Here is a 23,303-nt window from a genome sequence, read left to right as displayed (position 1 = left end):
TCGCGTTCCGCGTCGGGTTCGCGGCGCCTTTTCTTCCCCGGAGACCGAACGAACCGCTTTGACAGGCGCAAGCGTTGCTGGTCAAAGGCAGCATGACGAAACTCCTCGCCCTTGTCATCGTCGGGTTCATGGTCATCCAGCTCATCAAGCCGCTCGGCTGGCCGGGGCTCAGGCGCCGCGGCGATTTCTGGAAATTGGCATTGCTCGCCATGGCGGCGATCTCACTGGCGGCCGTGCTCGGGCACCTGACATAAGGCCTGGCGACAGCTGCGGTCGCTCTTCAGCCGGCAAGCACTGGGCCGACGAGATGTTCCGCCCAGGCCCGGTAGCCGGCCTCCGAGGCATGAAACCCGTCGGAAGCAAAACCGGCCTCGGGGTTGGTGATCGGCAGGCGCGGCGCCGGCACCGCGCCGCGCTCCAGGCAGAGGCGCTCGCCCATCCGGTTCATCGCGGTGGCGCGGATCTCGAGGATCTTGCCGAGCAGCGATGGCATGGCTGGTGCACGCGTGAACTCCAGCACCGGCGACCATACCACGCGCGCCTCCGGCCATTTGGCGCGCAGCGCGTAGAGGAGGCCGCCGAACTCCTTCTTGAAGCGCGGCACGGAATGAAAATTCTTGGTGTCGTTGGTGCCGATGGCGAGCACGATATGCGTCCACGGATCAGCCGACAGATTGGGCAGGACATGGTCGCGGATCTGACCAGATGTCGCCGAATTGAAGCCGGCGGCACGCCAGCGCACAGCGCCGCCGGTGCGCTGCGCAATCATGACGGCAAGCTGCGCGGCAAGCCCGTTTTCGGAATTGCCGATGCCGACCGAGGCGGCGGAGGAATCGCCCAGCACCAACAGCGAGATCGCCGGAGCCTGGCCTGAGATCTCGTGCATGACCGGTCCCCGCGCCGGCAGCATGCGCGAGGTGCGGCGGCGGACACCCAAGCCCTGCCAGACATAGATCGGGAAGGCGAGCCAGGTGAGGAAAGTCGGAAAGCGTCGCATCGCTGGTCCATTGAACTGGTTTGCGACCAGCATCTAACGCATGTCGCGAGAGAGGTGAACGAGCATCTCCGGCCAAAACAGGATCGCCTCGAACGCTCTACCCGCTTGTTTTACGCAATTCCGAAGGCGCTCCGCACTTTTGCTGGTCAGCCATCGTGGCAATCGCGCTCCGCTTGCGGCTCGCCTGCATATTCGTCATGCAGCCGCACCCAATCCATCAGGTTGCGGTAGAGGCCGGTCTCATCGCGGCCCTTCGGCGTCAGGTCCAGATAGTGGTAGGCGCCGATCAGTTGTTCGCCGCCGCGGGCACGCGAAACGAAGGTCAGGAAAATGTCGCCGTTCTCGTCCCTGTAGAAAACGCTGGCGCCCGGAAGCTCCTTCGATGTCCGGGCTCGGGTCTCGAAATTGTATGTGGTGTCGCCAGCCGCGATCTGCCTGTCGGTGAAGGAAACCTGCATATCGAAGTTGAAATCAGACGCATAGGACGACACCCAGTCGAACTTCCAGCCCATGCGCTGCTTGTAGGCTACAAGCTCGTCCAGCGGCGCGCGCGAGATCACGACCAGCGATACGTCGTGGTGCATGAGGTGCTGGTTGGCACCGTCGATATGATCGGCAAGAAAGGAGCAGCCTTCGCAATGGTTCACGCAGCCCGGCCCGAACATGAAATGGTAGACGATCAGCTGGCTGTTGGCGCCAAACAGATCGGCAAGTTTCTTCGGCCCCCTTTCGGTCTCGAAGACGTAGTCCTTGCGAATTTTCAACCAGGGGAGTTCGCGCCGCTCGGCCGCGACGCGCTCGCGAAGCCGCGTCAGTTCCTTCTCGCGGGCCAGATGTGCCTTATGAGCCTCGAACCATTCTTCGCGCGAAACGACCTTGTTGCGATGCATGAACTTCTCCCTGTCTGCACCCCAAGGACGTACGGGATGGGCTCGCCCCGACATCGCCGCTGTCAGGAATGCTCAGAGAAAATAAGAATTCGAATGCCTTGACCCAAGGCCGGTGCGCCAAACAAAACCCGGGCACGTCTGCCCGGGTTCGAAGGGACGGATAGCAGGGGCTTCAGGCAGCCTGTTCCAGGCTCGCCTTCCATTTCCCAAGTGCCGCCAGGTGGTTCATGTGGGCGCGGTGGGTGAAGGCGGCCTGGCCGGCGGCGATGTTCGAGGCCTTGCCGCTCCATGCCTTCTGCGGGGCGGCCTGCAGCGCGCGGCCATAGGAGAAGGTCAGCTTCCACGGATGCGGGCCGATGGCGTTGATGGCATTGAGGTTGGCGGTCGCCTCCTCGTCCTCCTGACCGCCGGAGAGGAAGGCAATGCCCGGCACCGCGGCCGGCACCGTCTCGCGGAACAGCTTTATCGTCTTCTCCGCGACTTGCTCAGGACTGTCCACCGTGCCCGACTTCTTGCCAGAAAGCACCATGTTGGGCTTCAGGATCGTGCCTTCGAGGACAACACCGGCAGCGTGGAGCTCGTCATAGAGTTTTATCAGCGTCGCCTTGGAGACCTCAAAACAAGTGTCGATGTCGTGAGCGCCGTCCATCAGCACTTCGGGCTCGACGATCGGCACGATGCCGGCCTCCTGGCAAAGTGCGGCATAGCGGGCAAGCGCATGGGTGTTCGAGTTGATCGAATTGACCGAAGGCACGCCCTTGCCGGTGTCGATGTCGATCACCGCGCGCCATTTGGCGAAGCGGGCGCCGAGCTTGTAATAGTCGGCAAGCCGCTCGCGCAAGCCGTCGAGGCCTTCGGTAATGGTGTCGCCGGGAAAGCCGGCCAGCGGCTTGGCGCCGGCATCGACCTTGATGCCTGGAATTGCGCCCGCCGCCTTGATGATGTCGACCAGCGGCGTGCCGTCGGCGGCCTTCTGGCGAATGGTCTCGTCATAGAGGATGACGCCGGAAATGTATTTGGCCATCGCGTCCTTGGCGCGGAACATCATCTCGCGGTAGTCGCGGCGGCTGTCGGGGGTAGATTCGACGCCGATGACGTCGAAGCGCTTCTTGATCGTGCCGGAGCTTTCATCGGCGGCCAGCAGGCCCTTGCCGTTGGCCACAATCGCGGCGGCAATGTCTTCGAGACGTTCGCTCATCATGCTTCTCCTAACCGGTTGGTATCGGCCAGCAGGACACTACCGCCAAAGGAATGACGCCGGAAAGCTCGAATCGAGCGAAAGTGGCCGGCGCTGCCGCCAGCTCCCTTCGAGTTGATCGAATTGCCGGTGGGCCGTCGTGCCCTCAGCGCTTCAGCACGTCCACGCCGGGCAATGGCTTGCCTTCCATCCATTCCAGGAAGGCGCCGCCGGCGGTCGAGACATAGGTGAAGTCGTCGGCGACACCGGCGTGATTCAATGCAGCCACGGTATCGCCGCCGCCGGCGACCGAAACCAGCTTGCCCGCCTTTGTGCGCGCCGCGGCATGCTTGGCCGCCGCCACCGTGGCGTGATCGAACGGCTCGATCTCGAAGGCGCCGAGCGGTCCGTTCCAGACCAGCGTCGCGGCGCGGTCGATCCACTCGCCGATCGTCGTCACGGTCTTGGCGCCGACATCGAGGATCATGCCATCGGCCGGCACGTCGGAGATGGCGATGGTCTCGCAGGCCGCACCCGCCCTGAATTCCTTGGCCACGACGCCGTCGACCGGCAGGATGATGGCGCAGCCGGCCTCCGCCGCTTCGATCATGATCTGCTTGGCGGTCGGAGCCAGGTCGTGCTCGCACAGCGACTTGCCGACATCGGTGCCGCGCGCGGCGAGGAAGGTGTTGGCCATGCCGCCGCCGATGACGAGAGCATCGACCTTCTTCACCAGGTTCATCAACAGGTCGATCTTCGTCGAGACCTTGGCGCCGCCGACGATGGCAACGACCGGACGGACCGGGTTGCCCAGGCCCTTCTCCAGCGCCTCGAGTTCGGCCTGCATGGTGCGGCCGGCGAAGGAGGGCAAGAGGTGCGCCAGCCCTTCAGTCGACGAATGGGCGCGGTGGGCGGCGGAAAAGGCATCGTTGACGAAGATGTCGCCATTGGCGGCGAGCCGTTCGGTAAAAGCGGGATCGTTTTTCTCTTCGGCCTTGTAGAAGCGGGTGTTTTCCAGGAGCAGCACGTCGCCCTTGTCCATTGCGGCGACAGCGCTGCCTGCCGTGTCGCCGATGCAGTCGGAGGCGAATCCAACGGGACGGCCGAGCACCTCAGCCGTCGCCCTGGCGATCGGCTCCAGCGAGAATTCAGGCGAGGGACCATCCTTGGGCCGACCGAAATGGGCGAGCAGGATGACCTTGGCGCCCTTGCCGGACAATTCGGCGATGGTCGGCGCGATGCGTTCAATGCGGGTGGCGTCGGTGACCTTGCCCTCAGCGACGGGAACGTTGAGGTCGACGCGCACCAGCACGCGCTTGCCGCTGATGTTGCCGATATCGTCCAGTGTCTTGAAGACAGCCATGCCGGTTCCCTTTCGTCTGAAATCGCCGGGACCATACCTCGCATCAATGACGATGCAAGGCTTTGGCTGGGGCCGGGTGCGAAATTTTGAGGCGGACGGGGACATAGTCCGTGAAGACCGCCCGGCCTATGTCAGCGGGCAAACGGTCGCCCGCCTCAGCTTTCGGCCGACGCTTTCTCGACCGGGGGCTCAGGGGCGTCATCCGCCTGTGTTGCCCCCCGCGCCTCAGCCGGCTTGCGCCAGCTGCGGATAAAGGCGGCGAGACGGTCGCCGATCTCGCCGGCGCTCAGGAAGACAGGCACGCGCGCCACCGGCGCGGTCGGCTCGAAGGACAGGCCGAGCCCGGTGATTTTGCCCTTGTCGTCGACGTCGCGCACAATCAGCTCGATCGGACCAAGCAGCACGCGGTCGGCATATTCGGCATGGCCGCCGAGCCGCGCCGTGACCAGCGCACCGACGGTCTGTTTCTGCTCGGCCTCGCTGAGACCGGGCGCATAGGCGGCTTCCAGTTCGGCGGCGGAACGCGCTGGATCGACGGCGAAGGCGCCGAAGAAATCGGCATCCTCGGGATCGACGACGGCGCGGCTGGCGAACAGCTTGTCGAGCAGGCGGGGATAGCGATCGGGCACGAAGATGTAGACTTGATCGCCGGCGGCGAGCCGGCCCATGTCCTGGAAACGCATCGAGCGGCCGTCACGCAGCACCAGCGAGGGCCGCGCCCAGCGCGGGATGCGTTCGCCGCGCGCCACCGGACTGCCCGGCGCCACACGATAGGCAAGGAGTTCGTGGTGCGCGGAGCCGGGCAGTTCCAGTTCGACCTTGTCCAGCGGTCCGAGCCGGGCCGGCACGATCAGGCCGAGGCGCCGCGCCAGCGGGCCGACGGTCCAGCCCTGGATGACCAGGGACACCAGAACGATGATGAAGGCGGCGTTGAAGATGGTGCGGCCGTTTTCCAGCCCGCCGAGCAGCGGTGTGATGGCGAGCAGGATGGACACGGCGCCGCGCAGGCCGACCCAGGAGACGAAGGCGACTTCGGGACGCGGCAGGCGGAACGGGACCAGGCAGAGCCAAACCGCGACAGGACGGGCGACGAACATCAGGAACAGGCCAAGCGCTATCGCAGGCACCATGATCGCCGGGAACTGCGAGGGCGTCGCGAACAGGCCGAGGATGAGGAACATGATGATCTGCGCCAGCCACGACATGCCGTCCTGGAAGCGCTTGAGGATGGTGACAGCGCGGATGTCGGAATTGCCGGCGATGAGCCCGGCGATATAGACCGCCAGGAAGCCGGAGCCGCCGATGGCACCGGCGGCGGCAAAGACCATCAAGGACAGGGTCAGCACGAAGATCGGCAGCAGGCCATGGTCGAGGTTGAGCCGGTCGACAAGGCGCACGATGGCGAGGCCGCCGAGCACGCCGACGATCGCGCCAAGCCCCATGTTGATGAGGAAGCCGAGGATGAGATTGGTGACCAGGACATTGGCTTCGGGGTTGGCGTGGGCGGCGATGATCTCGACCAGCGTGATGGTCAGGAAGATGGCGATCGGATCATTGGTGCCCGATTCCACCTCAAGCGTGGAGCGCACGCGCTCGCGCAGATTGATCTCGCCGGCGCGCAGCAGGAAGAACACCGCCGCCGCGTCGGTCGAGGCGACGGCTGCGCCAAGCAGGAAGGATTCCAGCCAGCTGAGGTCGAGCAGGTAGTAGGCGGCGGCGCCGAACAGGCCGGTGGTGAGAAGGACGCCGAAGGTCGCCAGCGACAGGGCTGGTCCTGCCGCCTGCCGCAGGGCGTTGAGCGGCGTGCCGAAACCGGAATCGAACAGGATGACGGCGAGCGCCAGTGAGCCGGCAAAATAAGCGATGCGGGCATTGTCAAACTGAATGCCGAGCCCGTCGGTTCCGGTGGCGAGCCCGATGCACAGAAACAGGAGCAGGAGCGGAGCGCCGAAGCGAAAGGCGATCAGGCTCGAAAACGCCGCGGCGACAACAAGCGCCGTGCCGACCAGCGTAACGAGATAGATCGCATGCTCCATCCGTGATTTGCCCCTCGAATTCCTCTGCCTCCTGGCTTCACGGCAGAGTGGGGCGAAGGCGTGACCAGTGCAAGGCGGGAGGGTGGTTTTTTGCCCGGCGCCGCCGATTTTCGCGTTGCTGCTCCGGCAAATGAAAACGCCCGGACGAGGCCGGGCGTTTCGAGTGTCGGGAAGATCGATCTTCGATCAGGCGATGGTCTTGCCGAAAGCGACCGCGGTGTCGCCCATGCGGTTGGAAAAGCCCCATTCATTGTCGTACCAGGACAGCACCGAAACGAAGTTGCCGTCCATCACCTTGGTCTGGTCGAGCGCCATGATCGAGGAGCGCGGATCGTGGTTGAAGTCGATCGACACGTTCGGGTGATGGGTGACGCCGAGGATGCCCTTCAGCTTGCCGTTGGAGGCGGCGATGACCGCCTCGTTGATTTCCTGCACCGTCGTCGAGCGCTTGGCGATGAACTTGAAGTCGACGACCGAGACGTTCGGCGTCGGCACGCGGATCGAGATGCCGTCGAGCTTGCCCTTGAGGTCGGGCAGGACGAGGCCGATCGCCTTGGCGGCACCGGTCGAGGTCGGGATCTGCGACAGGGCGGCGGCGCGGGCGCGGTAGAGATCCTTGTGCATGGTGTCCAGCGTCGGCTGGTCGCCCGTGTAGGAATGGATCGTCGTCATCATTCCCTTTTCGATGCCGACCGTCTCATGCAGGACGGCCGCCAGCGGCGCCAGGCAGTTGGTGGTGCAGGACGCATTCGAGATGACGATGTGGTCCTTGGTCAGCTTGTCGTGGTTGATGCCGTAGACGACGGTCAAGTCAGCGCCGTCGGCGGGCGCCGAGACCAGCACGCGCTTGGCGCCGGCGGTCAGGTGCGCGGCGGCCTTGTCGCGGGCGGTGAAGATGCCGGTGCATTCGAGCGCAATGTCGATGCCGAGTTCCTTCCACGGCAGCTGCGTCGGATCCTTGATCGCGGTGACCTTGAACTTCTCCTTGCCGACGCTGATCTGGTCGCCGTCGACCGACACTTCATGCGGAAAGCGGCCGTGCACGCTGTCAAAGCGCAGCAGGTGGGCGTTGGTCTCGACCGGACCGAGATCGTTGACGGCGACGACATCGATATCCTTGCGGCCGGACTCATGGATGGCGCGCAGGATGTTGCGGCCGATGCGGCCAAATCCGTTGATGGCAACTCTGACAGTCATTTTTCTCTCCCGGGGAGCTGGAGGGCAGACGATTGATCCGCAGCTTCATAGCGGCGGACGGGCAAAGAATCCAGCCGCAGCGGGCTGGATTTAAATCGATTAGGTTGGGCCAGCCTGGCAAAACCGCTTTTCACGCGATCTCGCCGGGTATTTTGTTTCGTGCATGTCGTTATCTCAAGACCGCGACACACTTTTGGGCGACATGCCGGGGCCTCATCCGCCGTGCAGGCGGGCTTCCGCCGCCTTGGCGGCCGCCTCGGCGGTGATGCCGAAATGCGGATAAAGCTGTTCGATCGTACCGCTCGCACCGAAGCCGGTCATGCCGATGAAGATGCCGTCCGAGCCAATGAGATGATCCCAGCCCTGGCGGATGCCGGCCTCGATCGCCATCTTGATCGGTGCGTCGCCGATCGTCTTCTTGCGATAGGCGTCGGTCTGCTTGTCGAACAGTTCGAAGCAAGGCACCGAGACGACACGGGTCGGATGGCCATGTTTTTCCAGAAGGTCGCGTGCGCCAAGCGCGATCTCGACCTCGGAACCGGTGGCGAAGATCGTCACGGCGGCCTCGCCGCTGGCGGCGGCGAGCTCATAGGCCCCTTGGCTGCTCAGGTTCTTTTCTGTGAACTCGGTGCGCACCGTCGGCAGGTTCTGGCGGGTCAGCGCCAGGGTCGACGGCGTCTTTTCGGATTCGAGCGCGATCTGCCAGCATTCGGCGGTTTCCACCGCGTCGGCCGGACGGAACACATTGTGGTTGGGAATGGCGCGCAGGGCCGCCATGTGCTCGACCGGCTGGTGGGTCGGCCCGTCTTCGCCCAGACCGATGGAATCATGGGTCATGACGAAGATCGAGCGGATGCCCATCAGCGAGGCAAGCCGCATCGAGGGGCGGGCGTAGTCGGAGAAGCACAGGAAGGTGCCGCCATAGGCGATAAGGCCGCCATGCAGCGTCAGGCCGTTGATCGCGGCAGCCATGCCGTGTTCGCGGATGCCGTAATGGACATAGCGCTGGCCGTAATCGTCCGGCGTGATGTTCTTGGTCTGGCTGGTCTTGGTGTTATTGGAGCCGGTCAGGTCGGCCGAGCCGCCGATGGTTTCCGGCACCGCGCCATTGATGACTTCCAGCGCCATTTCCGACGATTTGCGGGTCGCGACCTTCGGCTTGTCGGCTGAAAGCTTCTTCTTGTAGTCGGCGATGACGGCGTCGAAATTCGCCGGCAGCTTGCCACTGGTGCGGCGCTCGAACTCGGCCTTCAGCTTCGGATCGGCCTTGGCCAGACGGCCTTCCCAATCCGTGCGCGCCTTGACGCCGGCCTTGCCGGCGGTGCGCCAGGCATCGAGAATGTCAGCCGGGATCTCGAAGGGCGGCGAGTCCCAGTTGAAGAACTTGCGCGCGCCAGCGATCTCGTCTGGGCCGAGCGGCGAGCCGTGCGCCTTGTTGGTGCCGGCCTTGGTCGGAGCACCGAAGCCGATGGTCGTCTTGCAGGCGATCATCGTCGGCTTGTCGGAATGGCGGGCGGCCTCGATGGCATAGGCGATCGCTTCCGGATCGGTGCCGTCGATGTGGCTGGCGTTCCAGCCGGAGGCCTGGAAGCGCGCGACCTGGTCGGTGTTGTCGGCGAGCGACACCGGACCGTCGATCGAGATGTTGTTGTTGTCCCAGAAGACAATCAGCTTGTTGAGCTTGAGGTGACCGGCAAGGGCGATGGCTTCCTGGGAAACACCTTCCATCAGGCAGCCGTCGCCGGCCAGCACATAGGTGTAGTGGTCGACAAGGTCGTTGCCGAACGCGGCGTTCATGATGCGCTCGCCGAGCGCGAAGCCGACCGAATTGGCGAGGCCCTGGCCCAGCGGGCCGGTCGTGGTCTCGATGCCGGTGGCGTGGCCATATTCGGGGTGGCCGGCGGTTTTCGAGCCCAACTGGCGGAAGTGCTTGATCTGGTCGATGGTCATGTCTTCGTAGCCGGTCAGGTGCAGCAACGAATAGAGCAGCATCGAACCATGGCCCGCCGACAGGATGAAGCGGTCACGGTCGGCCCAATGCGGGGCCTTGGGATCGTATTTCAGGAAGCGGGTGAACAGCACCGTGGCAATGTCGGCGCAGCCCATGGGCAGGCCGGGATGGCCGGAATTCGCCTTCTCGACGGCATCCATGGAGAGAAAACGGATCGCATTGGCCATCCGGTCATGTTGTTCACGCGACGTCATGGTACCTCCAGGGTGGGGGTTTGGGGGCTTGGGAGAGCCCTTGAAAAGGGTGCGCGACACATAGCAGGCGCGGGCTTTTAGTCAACAAATCGGGTGCAGATTTGCCGGTCTTGTGATGTCGGCGGTGGACCTACTTTAGCGTTAGCGGGGGACAGTCGCGAGAGCTTTATTGACGTTGCCTTCACCCGGTGCCTAATGTTTCCGGGATAACGCGTTCTGAACGCGAACGATTCGGTGATGGGCAGGGCACAGGACGAAGCCATGACCGGGGAAACCACGCTCAAGGAAGTGATCGCCAGGCTGAGCAAGGCCATCGAAGGGCTGGAAAACGCCGTCGCGGCCAAGCTCGAGCATGAACGCGACTATTCGGAAGCCGAGGCCGAAGTACAGCGGATGAATGCCGACCGCTCGCGGTTGGCGCAGGAACTCGACAATTCCGAAGCGCGCGCCGAACGGCTGGAAGACGCCAACAAGGAAGTGTCGCGACGGCTGGTGACCGCGATGGAAACCATCCGCGCCGTGTTGGACAGATAGGAGCTGGCCCGATGGCACAGGTCACGGTTTCAATCGACGGCAAGCAGTACCGCATGGCCTGCGACGAGGGCCAGGAAGAGCATCTGATTGATCTCGCCGAGCGTTTCGACCGCTATGTCTCGCACCTGAAGGATTCCTTCGGCGAGATCGGCGACCAGCGGCTGACCGTCATGGCCGGCATCATGGTGATGGACGAGCTTTCCGAGCTGCAGAAGCGCGTCAAGGGCATGGAAAGCGAAGTGCTGACCTTGCGCAAGACGCGCGACGAGGCGCTGACCAAGGCCGACAAGAGCGACAGCGTGCTGACCAGCGCGCTCGGCGCCCTGGCGCAGCGTATGGAAGATTTGTCGGCGACGCTGGCAATCAACAAGGCCTGAGGCGTCTTCGCTGATCCCTGCCGCTTGTCTCATGCCCGATACCACGACGTATTTTTGGCCTGATCCCGCGTGTGGGGAAAAATTTTTGCCCATCGAGTGAATGGCCGTCATCTCTAGCGTTTAATCAGTCGCGCTGCGGTGCTACGATCAGGTGCCGGGCGCCGGGCGGCGAAGATCCGGCCACATTCACAAGGGGTAGGGATAGGTCATGAGTCTTCGTATCAACGATATCGCGCCGGACTTCACCGCCGAGACCACGCAGGGAGCCATCAAATTCCATGACTGGATCGGCGACGGCTGGGCGATCCTGTTCAGCCATCCGAAGAATTTCACGCCGGTCTGCACGACCGAGCTTGGCACGATGGCCGGGCTCGAGGGCGAGTTCAAGAAGCGCAACGTCAAGATCATCGGCATTTCGGTCGACCCGGTCGAAAGCCATGGCAAATGGCAGGACGACATCAAGACGGCGACCGGCCATTCGGTGCATTACCCGCTGATCGGCGACAAGGACCTCAAGGTCGCCAAGCTTTATGACATGCTGCCAGGCGGTGCCGGCGAAACTTCGGAAGGCCGCACACCCGCCGACAACGCCACCGTGCGCTCGGTCTACGTCATCGGGCCGGACAAGAAGATCAAGCTTGTGCTGACCTATCCGATGACCACGGGGCGCAACTTCGACGAGATCCTGCGGGCGGTCGATTCCATGCAACTCACCGCCAAGCATCAAGTGGCGACGCCGGCGAACTGGAAACAGGGTGAGGACGTCATCATCACCGCCGCCGTTTCCAACGAGGATGCGATCAAGCGCTTCGGCGCCTACGAGACCATCCTGCCCTATCTCAGGAAGACCAAGCAGCCCTCCGCCTGAGCCAGCACGCCGGAATGGTTTCCGGCGTTTTCCGCTCCTGCGAACCAAGTCATGCTTGACTGGTTCGTCGGGGCGGACAACCATGCTCACGGTGGGTTCCGGCGGAGAAAATCGTTCCTGCCGGCTAGGTCTGGGGAAGCCGGACGTGCAGATAACTTTGGCGAAGCCGCAGGTCAGCGGCTTTTATGACAAGCCGACCGGGGCCATCCAGTATGTCGTCGCTGACCCGGCGACGAAGCGATGCGCCATTATCGATCCGATCCTCGACTTCGATGAAAAATCCGGCGCGACGAGTACGATGAGCGCGGATAGCTTGCTCGATTTCATTGGGGAAAACGGGCTGGAGCTCGAGTGGATTCTCGATACCCATCCCCACGCTGACCATTTCTCGGCGGCGCATTACCTGAAACAGAGGACCGGCGCGCCGATGGCGATCGGCGACAAGGTCGTCGACGTCCAGGCACTGTGGAAGGTGATCTATAACTGGCCGGACTTTCCGGCAGACGGCTCACAGTGGGACAGGCTGTTCGCCGAGGGCGAGACCTTCCGGATCGGAACCCTTCCGGTCAGGGTGCTGTTCTCGCCTGGACATACATTGGCATCGATCACCTATGTGATCGGTGACGCCGGCTTCATCCACGACACCCTGTTCATGCCCGACAGCGGCACGGCAAGAACGGATTTTCCCGGTGGAAGCGCCGCGCGGTTGTGGCGCTCGATCCAGGGCATCCTGGCCTTGCCGGAGGAAACCCGGCTGTTCGTCGGCCATGATTACCAGGCCGGCGGGCGCGAACCGATGTGGGAAAGCACGGTCGCGGCGCAGAAGGCGACCAACATCCATCTTGTCGCCGCGCGTACAGAGGCCGAGTTCGTGGCGCTACGCGAGGCGCGCGATCGCACATTGCCGATGCCGCGGCTGATCCTGCACGCGCTGCAGGTCAACATCAATGGCGGGCGGCTGCCGGAGCCGGAAGCCAATGGTCGGCGCTACCTCAAATTTCCGCTGGATTCGCTTTGAGGCAACCGTGGCTCCTGCTGCGGCGTACAAAAAAGGCGGCGCCAGTTTCCTGATGCCGCCCTGCTATTTCTAGGCCGAAGCCGGCTTTAAGCCGCCGGCTGTGCCTCGATGGTGCGTAGCGCCTGCATCTGGCGCTTGGCGGCGGCCTTGACCGCATCCTGCACCTTCTCGAAGGCGCGTACCTCGATCTGCCGCACGCGCTCGCGGCTGATGTCGAACTCGGCCGACAGTTCCTCGAGCGTCAGCGGCTCCTCGGCGAGGCGGCGCGCCTCGAAGATGCGCCGCTCGCGATCGTTGAGCACGGCCAGAGCGCCCGACAGCATGCCGCGCCGGTTTTCCAGCTCGTCCTGCTCGATCAGCATCTCTTCCTGGCTTTCGTGGTCGTCGACTAGCCAGTCCTGCCATTCGCCGGACTCGCCTTCCGTCGCCCGGATCGGCGCGTTGAGTGACGCGTCGCCGGACAGACGGCGGTTCATCGACACCACTTCGGCCTCGGAAACGTTCAGCCGCGTGGCGATCTCGGCGATCTGGTCGGGCTTGAGGTCGCCATCGTCCAGCGCCTGGATCTTGCCCTTCACCTTGCGGAGATTGAAGAACAGACGCTTCTGGTTGGCGGTCGTGCCCATCTTGACCAGGCTCCACGAGCGCAGGATGTATTCCTGGATCGAGGCCTTGATCCACCACATGGCGTAGGTGGCGAGGCGGAAACCGCGCTCGGGTTCGAATTTCTTGACGGCCTGCATGAGGCCGACATTGCCTTCCGAGATCACTTCGCCGATCGGCAGGCCATAGCCGCGATAGCCCATGGCGATCTTGGCGACGAGCCTCAAATGGCTGGTGACGAGCTTGTGCGCGGCCGTGGTGTCTTCATGCTCGGCGTAACGCTTGGCGAGCATGTACTCTTCCTGCGGCTGAAGCATGGGAAAGCGGCGGATTTCTTCCAGATAGCGGCTGAGGCCGCCTTCACCGGAAACGATACTGGGTAATGACTGGGCCATGATAGCGCCCCCTCTCTATTGGAGTGATGCCCCCGAAACGCGGCAGGCATGTGACGCGAACACCAAAAGGCTCGCTCGCGACAACAGATCTTATACAGGAACAAAACCAGAAAAGACAGGCATTTGTTCAACACGAAACAGTGTGTCACGCTGAAGTGAACAATGCCACTCAGGTTTTTTGATGGCAGGTTCAGAGCTTGCGAAAGCCGCCGACGAGTTCCTCCATGTCCCCCGGTAACGGCGCCTCGAACCTCATCGTTAGATGGGTAGTCGGGTGCCGAAATGCAAGGAGCCATGCATGCAAAGCTTGCCGGGAAAATGCCTCGACCTGGCGTTTCAGCGGTTCGGGCAGCCGATTGGCCTTGGTGCGGAAGGCTAGCCCGTAGTCCGGGTCGCCAATCACGGGATGGCCGATATGGGCCATGTGGACGCGGATCTGGTGGGTGCGACCGGTTTCCAGCCGGCATTCGACGAGGCTAGCGGCAGCGAATTCCCGCTGGCCCTCGCCGAAACGCTCCTGCACGGCAAAACGGGTGACCGCGTGGCGTGCGTCGTCGCGGCCTTCCGGCACCACGGCGCGGCGAACCCGGTCGGAGGCGCGGCCAAGCGGTGCATCGATCGTTCCGGTCGGCCTCTGCGGTATGCCCCAGACCAGCGCCAGGTAGGCGCGCTCGAGATCGCCGGTCAGGCCGTGGTCGGCGAACGCCTCCGACAGAGCCTTGTGGGCACGGTCGGTCTTGGCGACCACCATGACGCCGCTGGTCTCCTTGTCGAGGCGGTGGACGATGCCCGGGCGGCGCACCCCGCCAATGCCAGACAGGCTGTCGCCGCAATGATGAATCAGCGCATTGACCAGCGTGCCGGTCCAATTGCCGGCGCCGGGGTGCACGACGAGCCCCGCCGGCTTGTTGATGACGATCAACTCGTCGTCTTCGTAGAGCACGTCGAGCGCAATGTTCTCGCCCTGCGGCTGCGCCGGCTCCGGTTCCGGCATGGCTACGGACACATTTTCGCCCGCGCGCATCTTGCGCTTGGTTTCGTCGACCGGCTTGCCGTCGATGACGACGGCGCCTTGCCTGATCAGCATCTGCACGCGACTGCGTGACATGTCCGGGCCAAGGGCTGCCGCCAGCCACTGATCGAGCCGTTGGCCGGCCGCATCCGCGCCGGCGACCAGCAAGGTGGGCGCGGCCTCTATCAACAGGTCCTCTATCAATTCGGAGGCCTCTTCGCTATGAGCGCTCATCGAAAAACCATTCCGGAATGTTTGCCATGGCCCGGCCCGATGCCGATGAAGAGCAGGAAAAGCCGCTCGCCCCCGAAGTCGACAAGCTGCGCGGCAAGCTCATCCGCTTCATGGCCATCAATCTCGGCCTGCTCTTTCTGGCTCTTATGGTGGTGATCGCGGCGATTGTCTACAAATCACGCAAGGCAACGCCGGTGAGCCCGCCGCTGGCCGGCGACGTCCAGGTGCCCGCTGGCGAACCGCTCAGCGGAGACATCGTGCTGCCGGTTGGCGCCAGGGTGGCCGGTCAGTCACTGTCGGGCAACCGCCTTTCGATCGACGCCGAGCTTGCCGACGGCAGCCGTGCGATCTTCGTCTACGATATCGCCGAGCGCCGCCTGATCGGCCGTTTTGCGATCCGCAACAAATAGGCCGGCGCCAATGCGGCAAACACATTTGCCACGGACATGACCGGCTTCGCCGAACATCGTCGTGTCGCGACAGTGGCGCTGGTCGTCGCCAGCTATGACGAGGCGATCGCCTGGTATGTCGAGCGGCTGGGTTTTACGCTGACGGAGGATGTCGATCTCGGCGGCGGCAAGCGGTGGGTCACGGTCGCGCCGCCCGACGGGCAGGGCGCCAGGCTGCTGCTGGCCGAGGCGTCCGACGAGACGCAGAGGAAAAGCATCGGCAACCAGACCGGCGGCCGGGTTTTTCTCTTCCTCGAAACCGACGATTTTGCCGGCGACCATGCAGCGATGCTGGACAAGGGCGTCGAATTCCGCGAGGCGCCGCGTCACGAAGCCTATGGCACGGTGGCGGTTTTCGCCGATCTGCATGGCAATCTGTGGGACCTGATCCAGCCGAAACGGTAACGCGGGGCGGCTTTTCATTCGATGCGGCAAAGCCGCCGAACCCCAGTTGCTTTTTCCCGGCCGTCAGCCTATATGGCCCCTTCTTGAGCGCGCCCATCGTCTAGCGGTCAGGACACCGCCCTCTCACGGCGGGAACAGGGGTTCGATTCCCCTTGGGCGTACCAGGCAACGTTCCTGTCGTTGACCTACAGGCAATCCTGCAGTTTCGGACCCGTCCCGCATGGGCTCCGCATGCCTCGAAAGAGCGCGCAAAGCCTGCGAGAGCCCGGGGCTTCCCATACCCCGAATCCACCCAATTTAAGTCAAGCCGCGACGCTTGAAGGCACTGCGATCTCTGATACTTGCGGTGCGGGGATAGCTTTCGCGGCAACGCGGGTTTTGGTCGGGTAGAGTTTGGAATGGCCTCTGTTGGGACGACATGCACGCACTGCCATGGCGGTGGAAAGGTTTTCGACTGCTCGAGATGGCGTGCCTCAAAAGGGTATTGCTGCCCGCACGGGACACATCAAAGCGGTTGCCCGGGAAAGACCATGATATGCGCGCAGTGTGCCGGGCTTGGAACGATACCAGAAACCGAGTTCAGGGCCGTCGCGTAGGCCGTCCTATCGCGACAATCATGGACGTCGCGGCCATCTATTCCTAGCCTTGCGGGTGGGGACGGCAGGCAGGTTAAGGTTTGGTTTACCAATAGCCTGTCTACTGGGGACAATTCGCTTTCGGCCTGCGGCCACGGATGTACTGGCGCAGTTGTCGAGGCGGAAAGGAAAGGTCGGCTCTGTGCCGGCCTTTTTGCTTTTTCGGGCTACATGGCTCGCATCGGCCAGGCGCCAGGGCGGCTTCGCAGTCGGCTTTCTTCGAACAACTTTTTGGCAAGGGATATTGTCATTGCCCATGTCGGCTCTACCATCGATCCCAGCAGTCCGGCGGGTTGTTCGGACTGTCGTGACGATGAGGGCTTGCGATGAAACGTGTTGCAAAACTGGTGATTGCGGGTGTGATGTCGGCAGGTGTCGGATGCGCATCTGCCGCAACGCTCAACACCATGGACGATGTCGGGACCGCGATCCAGTCCTGCTGGACACCGCCTGCCGGTGCCGGAGATTCGACTGTAACCCTGAGTTTCAGTTTCAAGCGCGACGGCACTCTGATAGGGCCGCCGCGACCAACCGCCGCCAAGGTGGCTGGCGACGACAAGGCACGTAAGGCGTTCATCGATGCGGCAATAGCGGCGGTGAAGAATTGCACGCCGCTGAGTTTATCGCCGGAGCTGTCGCAAGGGATTGCCGGCAACGTGTTCACGCAGCAATTCGTTTCGCCCAAGCAATAGCGGTAGCGCCCAAAGAACGCCTGCCATGGAGCGGGCATCGGCACGGGTGTTCGTCGAACCGGAGAACCGGGTCGGGTGTCGTTTCCCCCGATCGCCGCGGATCAATGGCTCAGGCGCCGTGCTTCGGCATGCCGTGCCAGATCCGGGGTCTCGAAGACGTAGTCGCTCCAGGCCGATTCCGGAATCTGCCCGGCCAGATAGCACTCCAGTAACAGGTTTTGCTCGGGGTTGAGCGGCCGTGGGGCACGCCCGTGATCCAGCCCGAGGGAGTGAAAAAGGTTTCTTGTCAGCTCCGATACGGTGAAATGCATCGACATCGCGCGTTCTCCTTTGCGCCTCAACGCGGCAGCACGGGCAAAGGTTTCAGTGCCGGACACCGGTAACACCTGATTGATCGCAGGCTCGACGCATCGGCCTGCCGACGGCCACCCAGCTCCAGTCGATCGAGGCCGGCCAGCGGACCGTGCGTGTGGTCGGCCCCGCCTTTTTCCCGGCTGAATGACCCACGAGTGTTTCGCCGGAACGGCCGTCTTCGGAACAGGGGCCCGCTTCCCGGCGTTGTGGTCGATATCAGGCAGGGAGAAGCGCCATGGCCACGTTCAGGGAAATGCGGGTACTGGAGATCGTCGAAGACGGCTCCCTGACTACCGACCAGAAGATCGGCGAATTGCGCAAGATCGAATCCGAGGCCCGCGGGTTGCAACGGGCGGCGTCGGAGAGCCCGATGGGCGACGATGACGGCTGGCAGGACGATCTGCGCCAGGTTCGGCTTGCGCTCGACAAGCTCGGCGCCAAGGAACCGAGGAAGGGCGCGGCAACGCTATAGAGCCGAACCGTTCCAAAGCACGCCGCGTCGAAGCGGATTCAGGCGCCGCGCTTTAAGTCTTTGTTTTTATGCATTAGTCGCAAACCATGCGAACTCTTTGGCCGGGAGCGCTTACGTTCCTGCATGCCAATTGTTTTTCGGGGCCCGATGACGGAGGAGAGGACGTTGTCGCCCTGGTCTGAGACCGTCTGTGAGGCGCAGGCTTAACGACCCTGCGCTCGTAAAACCGCCCAGGAGGCTGGGGTGGACCCGGAAAGGCGCTGTTGTCGACCTGCGGCTGGTAGTCGACATTGGGCGGCGGCCGGTCCCAGATCCGCCTGGCGTCGAGCGGCCGCGGAATAACCACCGTGCCGTCATAGCTGCGAGAGCAGCCGCCGCCGAAAAGCAGCGCCACGCCCAGCAACAAAGGCCCTATCCGTCCGTACATTAGCAACACCCCTGTGCATGCTTATAGCGCGGCCTTGCTCCGCGCCACAACCGGACGGAATAACGCAGCAGGAACAGGCCGGTTGCGCCGTTAAGGTTAGCGGATCGTTAATGCTTCTGCGGCACATTCCGCCGACGGACCGCGGAGGGAGGGTTCGGCCTTGATTTTCGGGGTGGGGACAGCATGGCGGAATCGGACGAAGCAATCGGCGTGCGCGGCAAGCGCAAGCCCGGCAAGGCAGCCGCGCCTGGCGGCGATGGGCCATCCGGCGTCGACATGGATTGCGCCGACGCGCTGCGCCAACTCGTCGAAGCGGGCTCGGACTGGATTTGGGAAACCGACGCGGAATTGCGCTTTTCCTGGCTTTCCCAAGATTACCAGGCGGCAACCGGTATCGATCCGGCAATGGTGCTTGGCCGGTTCCGCTTCGATTTTCTCAACCAGGTCCTGAAGGGCAACCGCGGTGCGGCGGCGCATCTGGAGGATTTGCAGGCGCACCGGCCGTTCCGCGACTTCGTCTACGAACTGAAGGGGGGGCGCCCCGACTGCAGCTGGGTGCTGACGTCAGGCTTCCCGCGTTTCGACAGCGAAGGAAAATTCGTCGGCTATCGCGGCCTGGGCCGCAACGTCACCGCGCTGGCCAGCGCCTTCGAGGCCATGCAGCCGGCGGCTGGCGGCGATGCCGTCCAGCATCTCGCCGATCTCGAGCGGACGATGGATGCCATGCATATGGGCGTCGTGCTTCTGGACGCCAGGCTCGATACGCTCATCGTCAACAAGGCCTACCGCGATCTCTCCAGGATTCCGGACGGGGCCGTGACGGTAGGCGCGCCGTTCAGCCTGCTGATGGAACTCAATCGCCGCAACGGCATCTATGGCGACATCGACGAAGAGCAATGGCAGCGCTACCTCGCCACGCGCATCGAAGAGATCAAGGCCGGCACCGTCGCACCTCGGGAGTTTGCCCACACCGACGGGCGCACCATGATGTTCTCCGTCACGGCTCTGTCGGGAGGCAAACGCCTGCTGACCTACTATGAGGTCACCGAGGTCAAGCGGCGGGACGCCGAAATCGAGAATGCCAACGCCAAGATAGCCGAGACTTTCGCCAATCTCCGCACCATGGTCGATCAGATGCCGATCGGTGTTCTTGTCCTCGATGCCGACATGCGTGCCGAGGTCATCAACCGCGCCTTTTACGATTTCTGGCAGATCGACGCCCGGCGCGCCGAGACCGGCTGCAGCTTCCTCGATCTGATGGAAGCCAGCCGCGACATCGACCCGTATGGTTCGGACGACGCGACATGGCACCGGCATGTCGCCGAACGCGAGGCTGAAATCAGAGCCGGCACAGCTGGAGCGAGGCAGTTCCCGCGCAATGACGGCAGGACGCTGATCTCGTCGATGGCGCCGCTGGCCGGCGGCAAGCGGTTCATTTCCTATGTCGATGTCACCGACATGAAGGATCGCGAGGCCGAACTTGCCGAAGCGCTGGAAAAGGCGCGGCTGGCGGAAGCAGTAATCAACGGGGTCAAGGATCCGATCTTCGTCAAGGACGACAATCTGCGCTTCGTCTTCGTCAACGAGGCCTTCGCGGCGCTGTTCAAGCAGGCGCCGCAGGCCATGCTTGGCAGGCCGGGAAGCGATTTCCTCGGGCCGGACGAGGTCGCGCTGTTCGAAAGCAGCGAACGCGAGGTGCTGGCCGGCGGACAGCAATACGAAGTGGAAGAAAGCTTCAAGGCCGGCGGCGGCACCCGTTCGCGTATCGTCAGGAAGAACCGCGTCCGCATGGCAAGCGGCCGCGACTATGTCGCCGGCTTTCTGTTCGACATCTCCGACATGAAGCGGCGCGAGACCGAAGCCGAAGATGCGCGCAAGCATCTCGCCAGCGTGCTGGAATCGCTGCCGGCGGGGGTCATCATCTACGACCGCGACGACAAGTTCGTCTTCGCCAACCACAGGCTGCAGGATACGTTGCCGGCGCTGAAGCCTTTGTGGCAGCCCGGCCGCACCTTCCGCGAAGCGCTGGAGTTCGGCCATTCGGTGGGTTATTTCCGTTCGAGTGGCGATCCTGGGATCGACAGCCTGTACGAAGGCGATTCCGAACGCTGGCTTGACGGCATCCTGGCGCGTTACCGTCTGCCGAATTCCTCCTATGAGCGCCTCAATGCCGATGGCCGCTGGTACCAGGTCTACGACATGCGCACAGGCGACGGCACGTTCATCGGGGTGCGCGTCGACATCACCGACCTCAAGAGCCGCGAGGCGGCGCTTCATGACTCGATGCGCCAGATCGATCTCTTCCGCCATGTCATGGACGAGTTGCCGGTAGCCGCCTTCATCAAGGCGCAGGACCTGAGCATCGAATTCGTCAACAAGGCCTGGTGCGCGCTGACCGGTCTCGCCAAGGACGACGTCATCGGCCGGACCGACCGTCAGCTGTTCAGCGGCGAGGAAGCAGAGGGCTTCAGCCAGGACGATACCGATGTCGTGACGAATGGCAATGTGCGCGAGGTCGAGGAGCCCGTCACTCATCGTGACGGAACGGTGCGGCAGTTGATGACGCGCAAGAGCCGCCTGGTCGCCACGGACGGATCGGTGCATCTGGTCGGATCCAGCACCGACATCACCGATGTCAAGGCGCGCGAGCAAGCTCTGGAAGAGAGCATGCGCGAGAACGAGGTGTTCCGCAGCCTGATCGACAACGTGCCGGTGTCGATCTACGCCAAGCGCTCCGATCTCAGGCAGTTCTATGTCAACAAGGGCTGGTGCGATCTCACCGGCTTCAGCAAGCAGGAGGCGATCGGCAAGACCGACGTCGAGATCTTCGGGCCGGATGGCGAGGCCTTCGTGGCCAGCGATCTCGCCGTGCTGCGTACCGGCGAGACCCAGGAGATCGAGGAGACGGTGCGCCTTCCAGACGGCAGCGTCAGGCATCAGTTCGCCCGCAAGGGCGCAATGATCGCCTCTGACGGTTCGCTCTACCTGATCGGTTCGACCACAGATATTACGGAACTCAAGCAGCGCGAGGCGGAGCTCAGCGAGGCGCGCCGGCGCGCCGTGCTCGCCGACCGTGCCAAGTCGGAGTTCCTCGCCAATATGAGCCATGAGATCCGCACGCCGATGAACGGCGTACTGGGCATGGCTGAACTCCTGGCCAAATCCAATCTCGATCCCAAGCAGAAGACATTCACCGACATCATCGTCAAATCGGGCAACGCGCTGTTGACCATCATCAACGACATCCTGGATTTCTCCAAGATCGATGCCGGCCAGCTGGTGCTCGACCCGGCGCCCTTCAATCTCGCCGAGGCGATCGAGGACGTGGCGACGTTGGTGTCGACACGGGCCAAGGAAAAGGATCTTGAGCTCATCGTGCGCATCGAGCCGCGGCTTGAAAGTCTGTTCATCGGCGATGTCGGCCGCATCCGGCAAATCGTCACCAACCTGCTCGGCAATGCGGTGAAGTTCACCGATGAAGGCCACGTGCTGGTCGACGTGACCGGCGAACGGGTTCCAACGGGAACCAGGCTGACGATCTCGGTCACCGATACCGGCATAGGCATCCCCGAGGAAAAACTGAAACTGGTGTTCGAGAAATTCAGCCAGGTCGATACGTCCTCGACAAGGCGCCACGAGGGCACCGGGCTTGGCCTTGCCATCACCTCGCGGCTGGTCGATCTGATGGGCGGCGACATTGGCGTCGAGAGCGCTGAAGGCAAGGGGTCGACCTTCTGGTTCACCGTAACGTTGCCAGGGGCCGGGCAGCAGAGCGGGCAGCGCATCACGCCGGTGGACGTGACGGGCGCACGCGTGCTGATCGTCGATGACAACGCCGTCAACCGCGCCATCCTGACCGAGCAGATGACCTCGTGGACGTTCGATTCCTGCGCGGCCGAAAGCGGCGCCGAAGGTCTCAAGGTGCTGATCGCCGCGGCAGCTTATGGCGTGGCGGTCGACTGCGTCGTGCTCGACTACCAGATGCCTGAAATGAGCGGCGCCGAAATGGCGCGTATCGTGCGCAACACCGAGGGCCTCGCGGACACGCCGATCATCATGCTGACATCGGTCGACCAGTCGCTTGCCAACACCAGCTACCGCGATCTTGGCATCGACGCCCAGCTGATCAAGCCGGCGCGCTCCTCGGTGCTCCTGGAAACGCTGGTCGCGACCATCCAGCGCCATCGCCACGCCACCAGCGGCCACGCCGTTCAACCGCTCACGGGCGAGGCGCCCGAGGCGTCCCGGCCGCCGCCCCTGGCACCATCCGAGCAGCGCGCGCAATTGCAGCCGCCACAGGTTCGCCCCAGGTTGCCCGCGACGGCCGGCGGGCACAGGCTGGATATACTGGTGGCCGAGGACAATGAGGTGAACCAGATGGTGTTCACGCAAATCCTCGGCGAGACCGGCTATGGTTTCGAGATCGTCGGCAATGGCCGCAAGGCGCTCGACGCCTTCGGTACGCTCAATCCGTGCATGATCCTGATGGATGTCTCGATGCCGGAGATGAGTGGTCTCGAAGCGACGGCCGCGATCCGCCTGCTGGAGCAGGAGACCGGCACGCATGTGCCGATCGTCGGCGTCACCGCGCATGCGCTCAAGGGCGACCGCGAGCGCTGCCTGGAGGCAGGCATGGACGACTATCTGCCCAAGCCGATCAGCCCCAGGGCCCTGCTCGAGAAGGTCGAGCGCTGGGTCGGCGCCGGCCGTCAGGTCCACCGCAACGCGGGATAGAGCCCGCGTCGCCTGAATTGCAGGATCCGGGGAGGCAACAAGGAATCAGCGGAGATTCGCTGCTACCGCTGCGTGCAATGACTATGGTGCGATCGCGCCATATCAAAGGCCGTGTCCAGCCGGAACAATAGCGAAATCGAATTCCGCTCTTCTCAGTTACGGGCGGGAGCAGCGACCGCCTGCAAGAAACAGTGTCACTCTACCCCAACGGACCTGTTTTTGGCGATGG

20 protein-coding genes and 1 tRNA gene are annotated in these 23,303 nt (G+C 63.3%); 11 read left to right on the top strand and 10 right to left on the bottom strand.

What is annotated here, in order from left to right; translation table 11 throughout:
- Nucleotides 1-92: 92 nt before the first annotated feature.
- Nucleotides 93-254, top strand: a complete 162-nt coding sequence (locus LB524_RS12350; protein WP_015315363.1) for a hypothetical protein — start codon at nt 93-95, stop codon at nt 252-254.
- 26 nt (nt 255-280) lie between these two features.
- Here LB524_RS12350 and LB524_RS12345 read toward each other — a convergent pair whose 3' ends face one another.
- The 7 genes from LB524_RS12345 to tkt form a co-directional block, all read right to left on the bottom strand.
- Entirely contained in the window at nt 281-997 is a 717-nt protein-coding gene (locus tag LB524_RS12345) for an SGNH/GDSL hydrolase family protein (protein WP_015315364.1), read from the bottom strand.
- Nucleotides 998-1,143: 146 nt separating this feature from the next.
- The gene (locus LB524_RS12340; protein WP_224526624.1) at nt 1,144-1,887 is read right to left on the bottom strand and encodes a DUF899 domain-containing protein; all 744 of its coding nucleotides are present in this window, start codon (nt 1,885-1,887) and stop codon (nt 1,144-1,146) included.
- Nucleotides 1,888-2,059: 172 nt separating this feature from the next.
- A complete protein-coding gene (locus LB524_RS12335; RefSeq protein ID WP_140663001.1) occupies nt 2,060-3,085 on the bottom strand; it encodes a class I fructose-bisphosphate aldolase in 1,026 nt (341 codons plus the stop codon).
- Nucleotides 3,086-3,230: 145 nt separating this feature from the next.
- A complete protein-coding gene (locus LB524_RS12330; RefSeq protein WP_140616701.1) occupies nt 3,231-4,427 on the bottom strand; it encodes a phosphoglycerate kinase in 1,197 nt (398 codons plus the stop codon).
- Nucleotides 4,428-4,582: 155 nt separating this feature from the next.
- On the bottom strand, nt 4,583-6,463 hold the full coding sequence (locus LB524_RS12325) for a potassium/proton antiporter (RefSeq protein ID WP_140720087.1): 1,881 nt from the start codon (nt 6,461-6,463) through the stop codon (nt 4,583-4,585).
- Nucleotides 6,464-6,649: 186 nt separating this feature from the next.
- Entirely contained in the window at nt 6,650-7,660 is a 1,011-nt protein-coding gene (gene gap, locus LB524_RS12320) for a type I glyceraldehyde-3-phosphate dehydrogenase (protein ID WP_015315369.1), read from the bottom strand.
- 213 nt (nt 7,661-7,873) lie between these two features.
- A complete protein-coding gene (gene tkt / locus LB524_RS12315; RefSeq protein WP_140789796.1) occupies nt 7,874-9,865 on the bottom strand; it encodes a transketolase in 1,992 nt (663 codons plus the stop codon).
- A gap of 261 nt (nt 9,866-10,126) precedes the next feature.
- Between tkt and LB524_RS12310 the strand changes: the two genes are divergently transcribed.
- The 4 genes from LB524_RS12310 to LB524_RS12295 all read left to right on the top strand — a co-directional run bounded on the left by LB524_RS12310 (nt 10,127) and on the right by LB524_RS12295 (nt 12,662).
- Nucleotides 10,127-10,399, top strand: coding sequence for a DUF4164 domain-containing protein (locus tag LB524_RS12310; RefSeq protein ID WP_015315371.1), 273 nt, complete (start codon nt 10,127-10,129; stop codon nt 10,397-10,399).
- An 11-nt stretch (nt 10,400-10,410) separates the two neighbouring features.
- Nucleotides 10,411-10,776, top strand: coding sequence for a cell division protein ZapA (locus LB524_RS12305; RefSeq protein WP_015315372.1), 366 nt, complete (start codon nt 10,411-10,413; stop codon nt 10,774-10,776).
- A gap of 208 nt (nt 10,777-10,984) precedes the next feature.
- Nucleotides 10,985-11,644: a peroxiredoxin gene (locus tag LB524_RS12300; RefSeq protein WP_015315373.1), complete on the top strand. Its 660-nt coding sequence runs from the start codon at nt 10,985-10,987 to the stop codon at nt 11,642-11,644.
- 145 nt (nt 11,645-11,789) lie between these two features.
- Nucleotides 11,790-12,662 (top strand): MBL fold metallo-hydrolase, encoded by an 873-nt coding sequence (locus LB524_RS12295; RefSeq protein ID WP_140720091.1) that lies wholly within the window; start codon nt 11,790-11,792, stop codon nt 12,660-12,662.
- An 86-nt stretch (nt 12,663-12,748) separates the two neighbouring features.
- Here LB524_RS12295 and rpoH read toward each other — a convergent pair whose 3' ends face one another.
- Nucleotides 12,749-13,660, bottom strand: a complete 912-nt coding sequence (gene rpoH, locus LB524_RS12290) for an RNA polymerase sigma factor RpoH (RefSeq protein WP_015315375.1) — start codon at nt 13,658-13,660, stop codon at nt 12,749-12,751.
- 190 nt (nt 13,661-13,850) lie between these two features.
- Complete coding sequence (locus LB524_RS12285) at nt 13,851-14,906, bottom strand: RluA family pseudouridine synthase (RefSeq protein ID WP_224526620.1); 1,056 nt, start codon at nt 14,904-14,906, stop codon at nt 13,851-13,853.
- 26 nt (nt 14,907-14,932) lie between these two features.
- On the opposite strand from LB524_RS12285, the gene LB524_RS12280 reads away from it, so the two are divergent.
- The 4 genes from LB524_RS12280 (at nt 14,933) to LB524_RS12265 (ending at nt 17,087) form a co-directional block, all read left to right on the top strand.
- Nucleotides 14,933-15,316 (top strand): fimbrial protein, encoded by a 384-nt coding sequence (locus tag LB524_RS12280; protein WP_224526617.1) that lies wholly within the window; start codon nt 14,933-14,935, stop codon nt 15,314-15,316.
- Between the two features lie 36 nt (nt 15,317-15,352).
- The gene (locus LB524_RS12275; protein WP_224526614.1) at nt 15,353-15,760 is read left to right on the top strand and encodes a VOC family protein; all 408 of its coding nucleotides are present in this window, start codon (nt 15,353-15,355) and stop codon (nt 15,758-15,760) included.
- Between the two features lie 89 nt (nt 15,761-15,849).
- Nucleotides 15,850-15,924 (top strand) — tRNA-Glu (locus tag LB524_RS12270).
- 797 nt (nt 15,925-16,721) lie between these two features.
- The gene (locus LB524_RS12265) at nt 16,722-17,087 is read left to right on the top strand and encodes a hypothetical protein (RefSeq protein ID WP_224526611.1); all 366 of its coding nucleotides are present in this window, start codon (nt 16,722-16,724) and stop codon (nt 17,085-17,087) included.
- Nucleotides 17,088-17,188: 101 nt separating this feature from the next.
- Here the strand turns inward: LB524_RS12265 and LB524_RS12260 are convergent, their stop codons facing one another.
- Entirely contained in the window at nt 17,189-17,404 is a 216-nt protein-coding gene (locus LB524_RS12260; protein WP_140720378.1) for a hypothetical protein, read from the bottom strand.
- A gap of 272 nt (nt 17,405-17,676) precedes the next feature.
- Here LB524_RS12260 and LB524_RS12255 point away from each other — a divergent pair, with 272 nt between their 5' ends.
- Nucleotides 17,677-17,913 (top strand): hypothetical protein, encoded by a 237-nt coding sequence (locus tag LB524_RS12255; protein ID WP_140712703.1) that lies wholly within the window; start codon nt 17,677-17,679, stop codon nt 17,911-17,913.
- Nucleotides 17,914-18,523: 610 nt separating this feature from the next.
- Complete coding sequence (locus LB524_RS12250) at nt 18,524-23,074, top strand: PAS domain-containing protein (RefSeq protein ID WP_224526608.1); 4,551 nt, start codon at nt 18,524-18,526, stop codon at nt 23,072-23,074.
- Nucleotides 23,075-23,303: the final 229 nt, after the last annotated feature.

Source organism: Mesorhizobium sp. ESP6-5, from assembly GCF_020164695.1.
GTDB classification, from domain to species: Bacteria; Pseudomonadota; Alphaproteobacteria; order Rhizobiales; family Rhizobiaceae; genus Mesorhizobium; species Mesorhizobium australicum.
Note: the sequence above shows the minus strand (reverse complement) of the source record. Positions and strands in the feature narration are given on the sequence as shown.

What these genes read in the sequence shown, in the direction of transcription:
- LB524_RS12350 (WP_015315363.1), top strand. Translation starts at nt 93, where the DNA reads ATGACGAAACTCCTCGCCCTTGTCATCGTCGGGTTCATGGTCATCCAG.
- LB524_RS12345 (WP_015315364.1), bottom strand. Translation starts at nt 997, where the DNA reads ATGCGACGCTTTCCGACTTTCCTCACCTGGCTCGCCTTCCCGATCTAT.
- LB524_RS12340 (WP_224526624.1), bottom strand. Translation starts at nt 1,887, where the DNA reads ATGCATCGCAACAAGGTCGTTTCGCGCGAAGAATGGTTCGAGGCTCAT.
- LB524_RS12335 (WP_140663001.1), bottom strand. Translation starts at nt 3,085, where the DNA reads ATGAGCGAACGTCTCGAAGACATTGCCGCCGCGATTGTGGCCAACGGC.
- LB524_RS12330 (WP_140616701.1), bottom strand. Translation starts at nt 4,427, where the DNA reads ATGGCTGTCTTCAAGACACTGGACGATATCGGCAACATCAGCGGCAAG.
- LB524_RS12325 (WP_140720087.1), bottom strand. Translation starts at nt 6,463, where the DNA reads ATGGAGCATGCGATCTATCTCGTTACGCTGGTCGGCACGGCGCTTGTT.
- gap (WP_015315369.1), bottom strand. Translation starts at nt 7,660, where the DNA reads ATGACTGTCAGAGTTGCCATCAACGGATTTGGCCGCATCGGCCGCAAC.
- tkt (WP_140789796.1), bottom strand. Translation starts at nt 9,865, where the DNA reads ATGACGTCGCGTGAACAACATGACCGGATGGCCAATGCGATCCGTTTT.
- LB524_RS12310 (WP_015315371.1), top strand. Translation starts at nt 10,127, where the DNA reads ATGACCGGGGAAACCACGCTCAAGGAAGTGATCGCCAGGCTGAGCAAG.
- LB524_RS12305 (WP_015315372.1), top strand. Translation starts at nt 10,411, where the DNA reads ATGGCACAGGTCACGGTTTCAATCGACGGCAAGCAGTACCGCATGGCC.
- LB524_RS12300 (WP_015315373.1), top strand. Translation starts at nt 10,985, where the DNA reads ATGAGTCTTCGTATCAACGATATCGCGCCGGACTTCACCGCCGAGACC.
- rpoH (WP_015315375.1), bottom strand. Translation starts at nt 13,660, where the DNA reads ATGGCCCAGTCATTACCCAGTATCGTTTCCGGTGAAGGCGGCCTCAGC.
- LB524_RS12285 (WP_224526620.1), bottom strand. Translation starts at nt 14,906, where the DNA reads ATGAGCGCTCATAGCGAAGAGGCCTCCGAATTGATAGAGGACCTGTTG.
- LB524_RS12280 (WP_224526617.1), top strand. Translation starts at nt 14,933, where the DNA reads ATGGCCCGGCCCGATGCCGATGAAGAGCAGGAAAAGCCGCTCGCCCCC.
- LB524_RS12275 (WP_224526614.1), top strand. Translation starts at nt 15,353, where the DNA reads ATGACCGGCTTCGCCGAACATCGTCGTGTCGCGACAGTGGCGCTGGTC.
- LB524_RS12265 (WP_224526611.1), top strand. Translation starts at nt 16,722, where the DNA reads ATGAAACGTGTTGCAAAACTGGTGATTGCGGGTGTGATGTCGGCAGGT.
- LB524_RS12260 (WP_140720378.1), bottom strand. Translation starts at nt 17,404, where the DNA reads ATGTCGATGCATTTCACCGTATCGGAGCTGACAAGAAACCTTTTTCAC.
- LB524_RS12255 (WP_140712703.1), top strand. Translation starts at nt 17,677, where the DNA reads ATGGCCACGTTCAGGGAAATGCGGGTACTGGAGATCGTCGAAGACGGC.
- LB524_RS12250 (WP_224526608.1), top strand. Translation starts at nt 18,524, where the DNA reads ATGGCGGAATCGGACGAAGCAATCGGCGTGCGCGGCAAGCGCAAGCCC.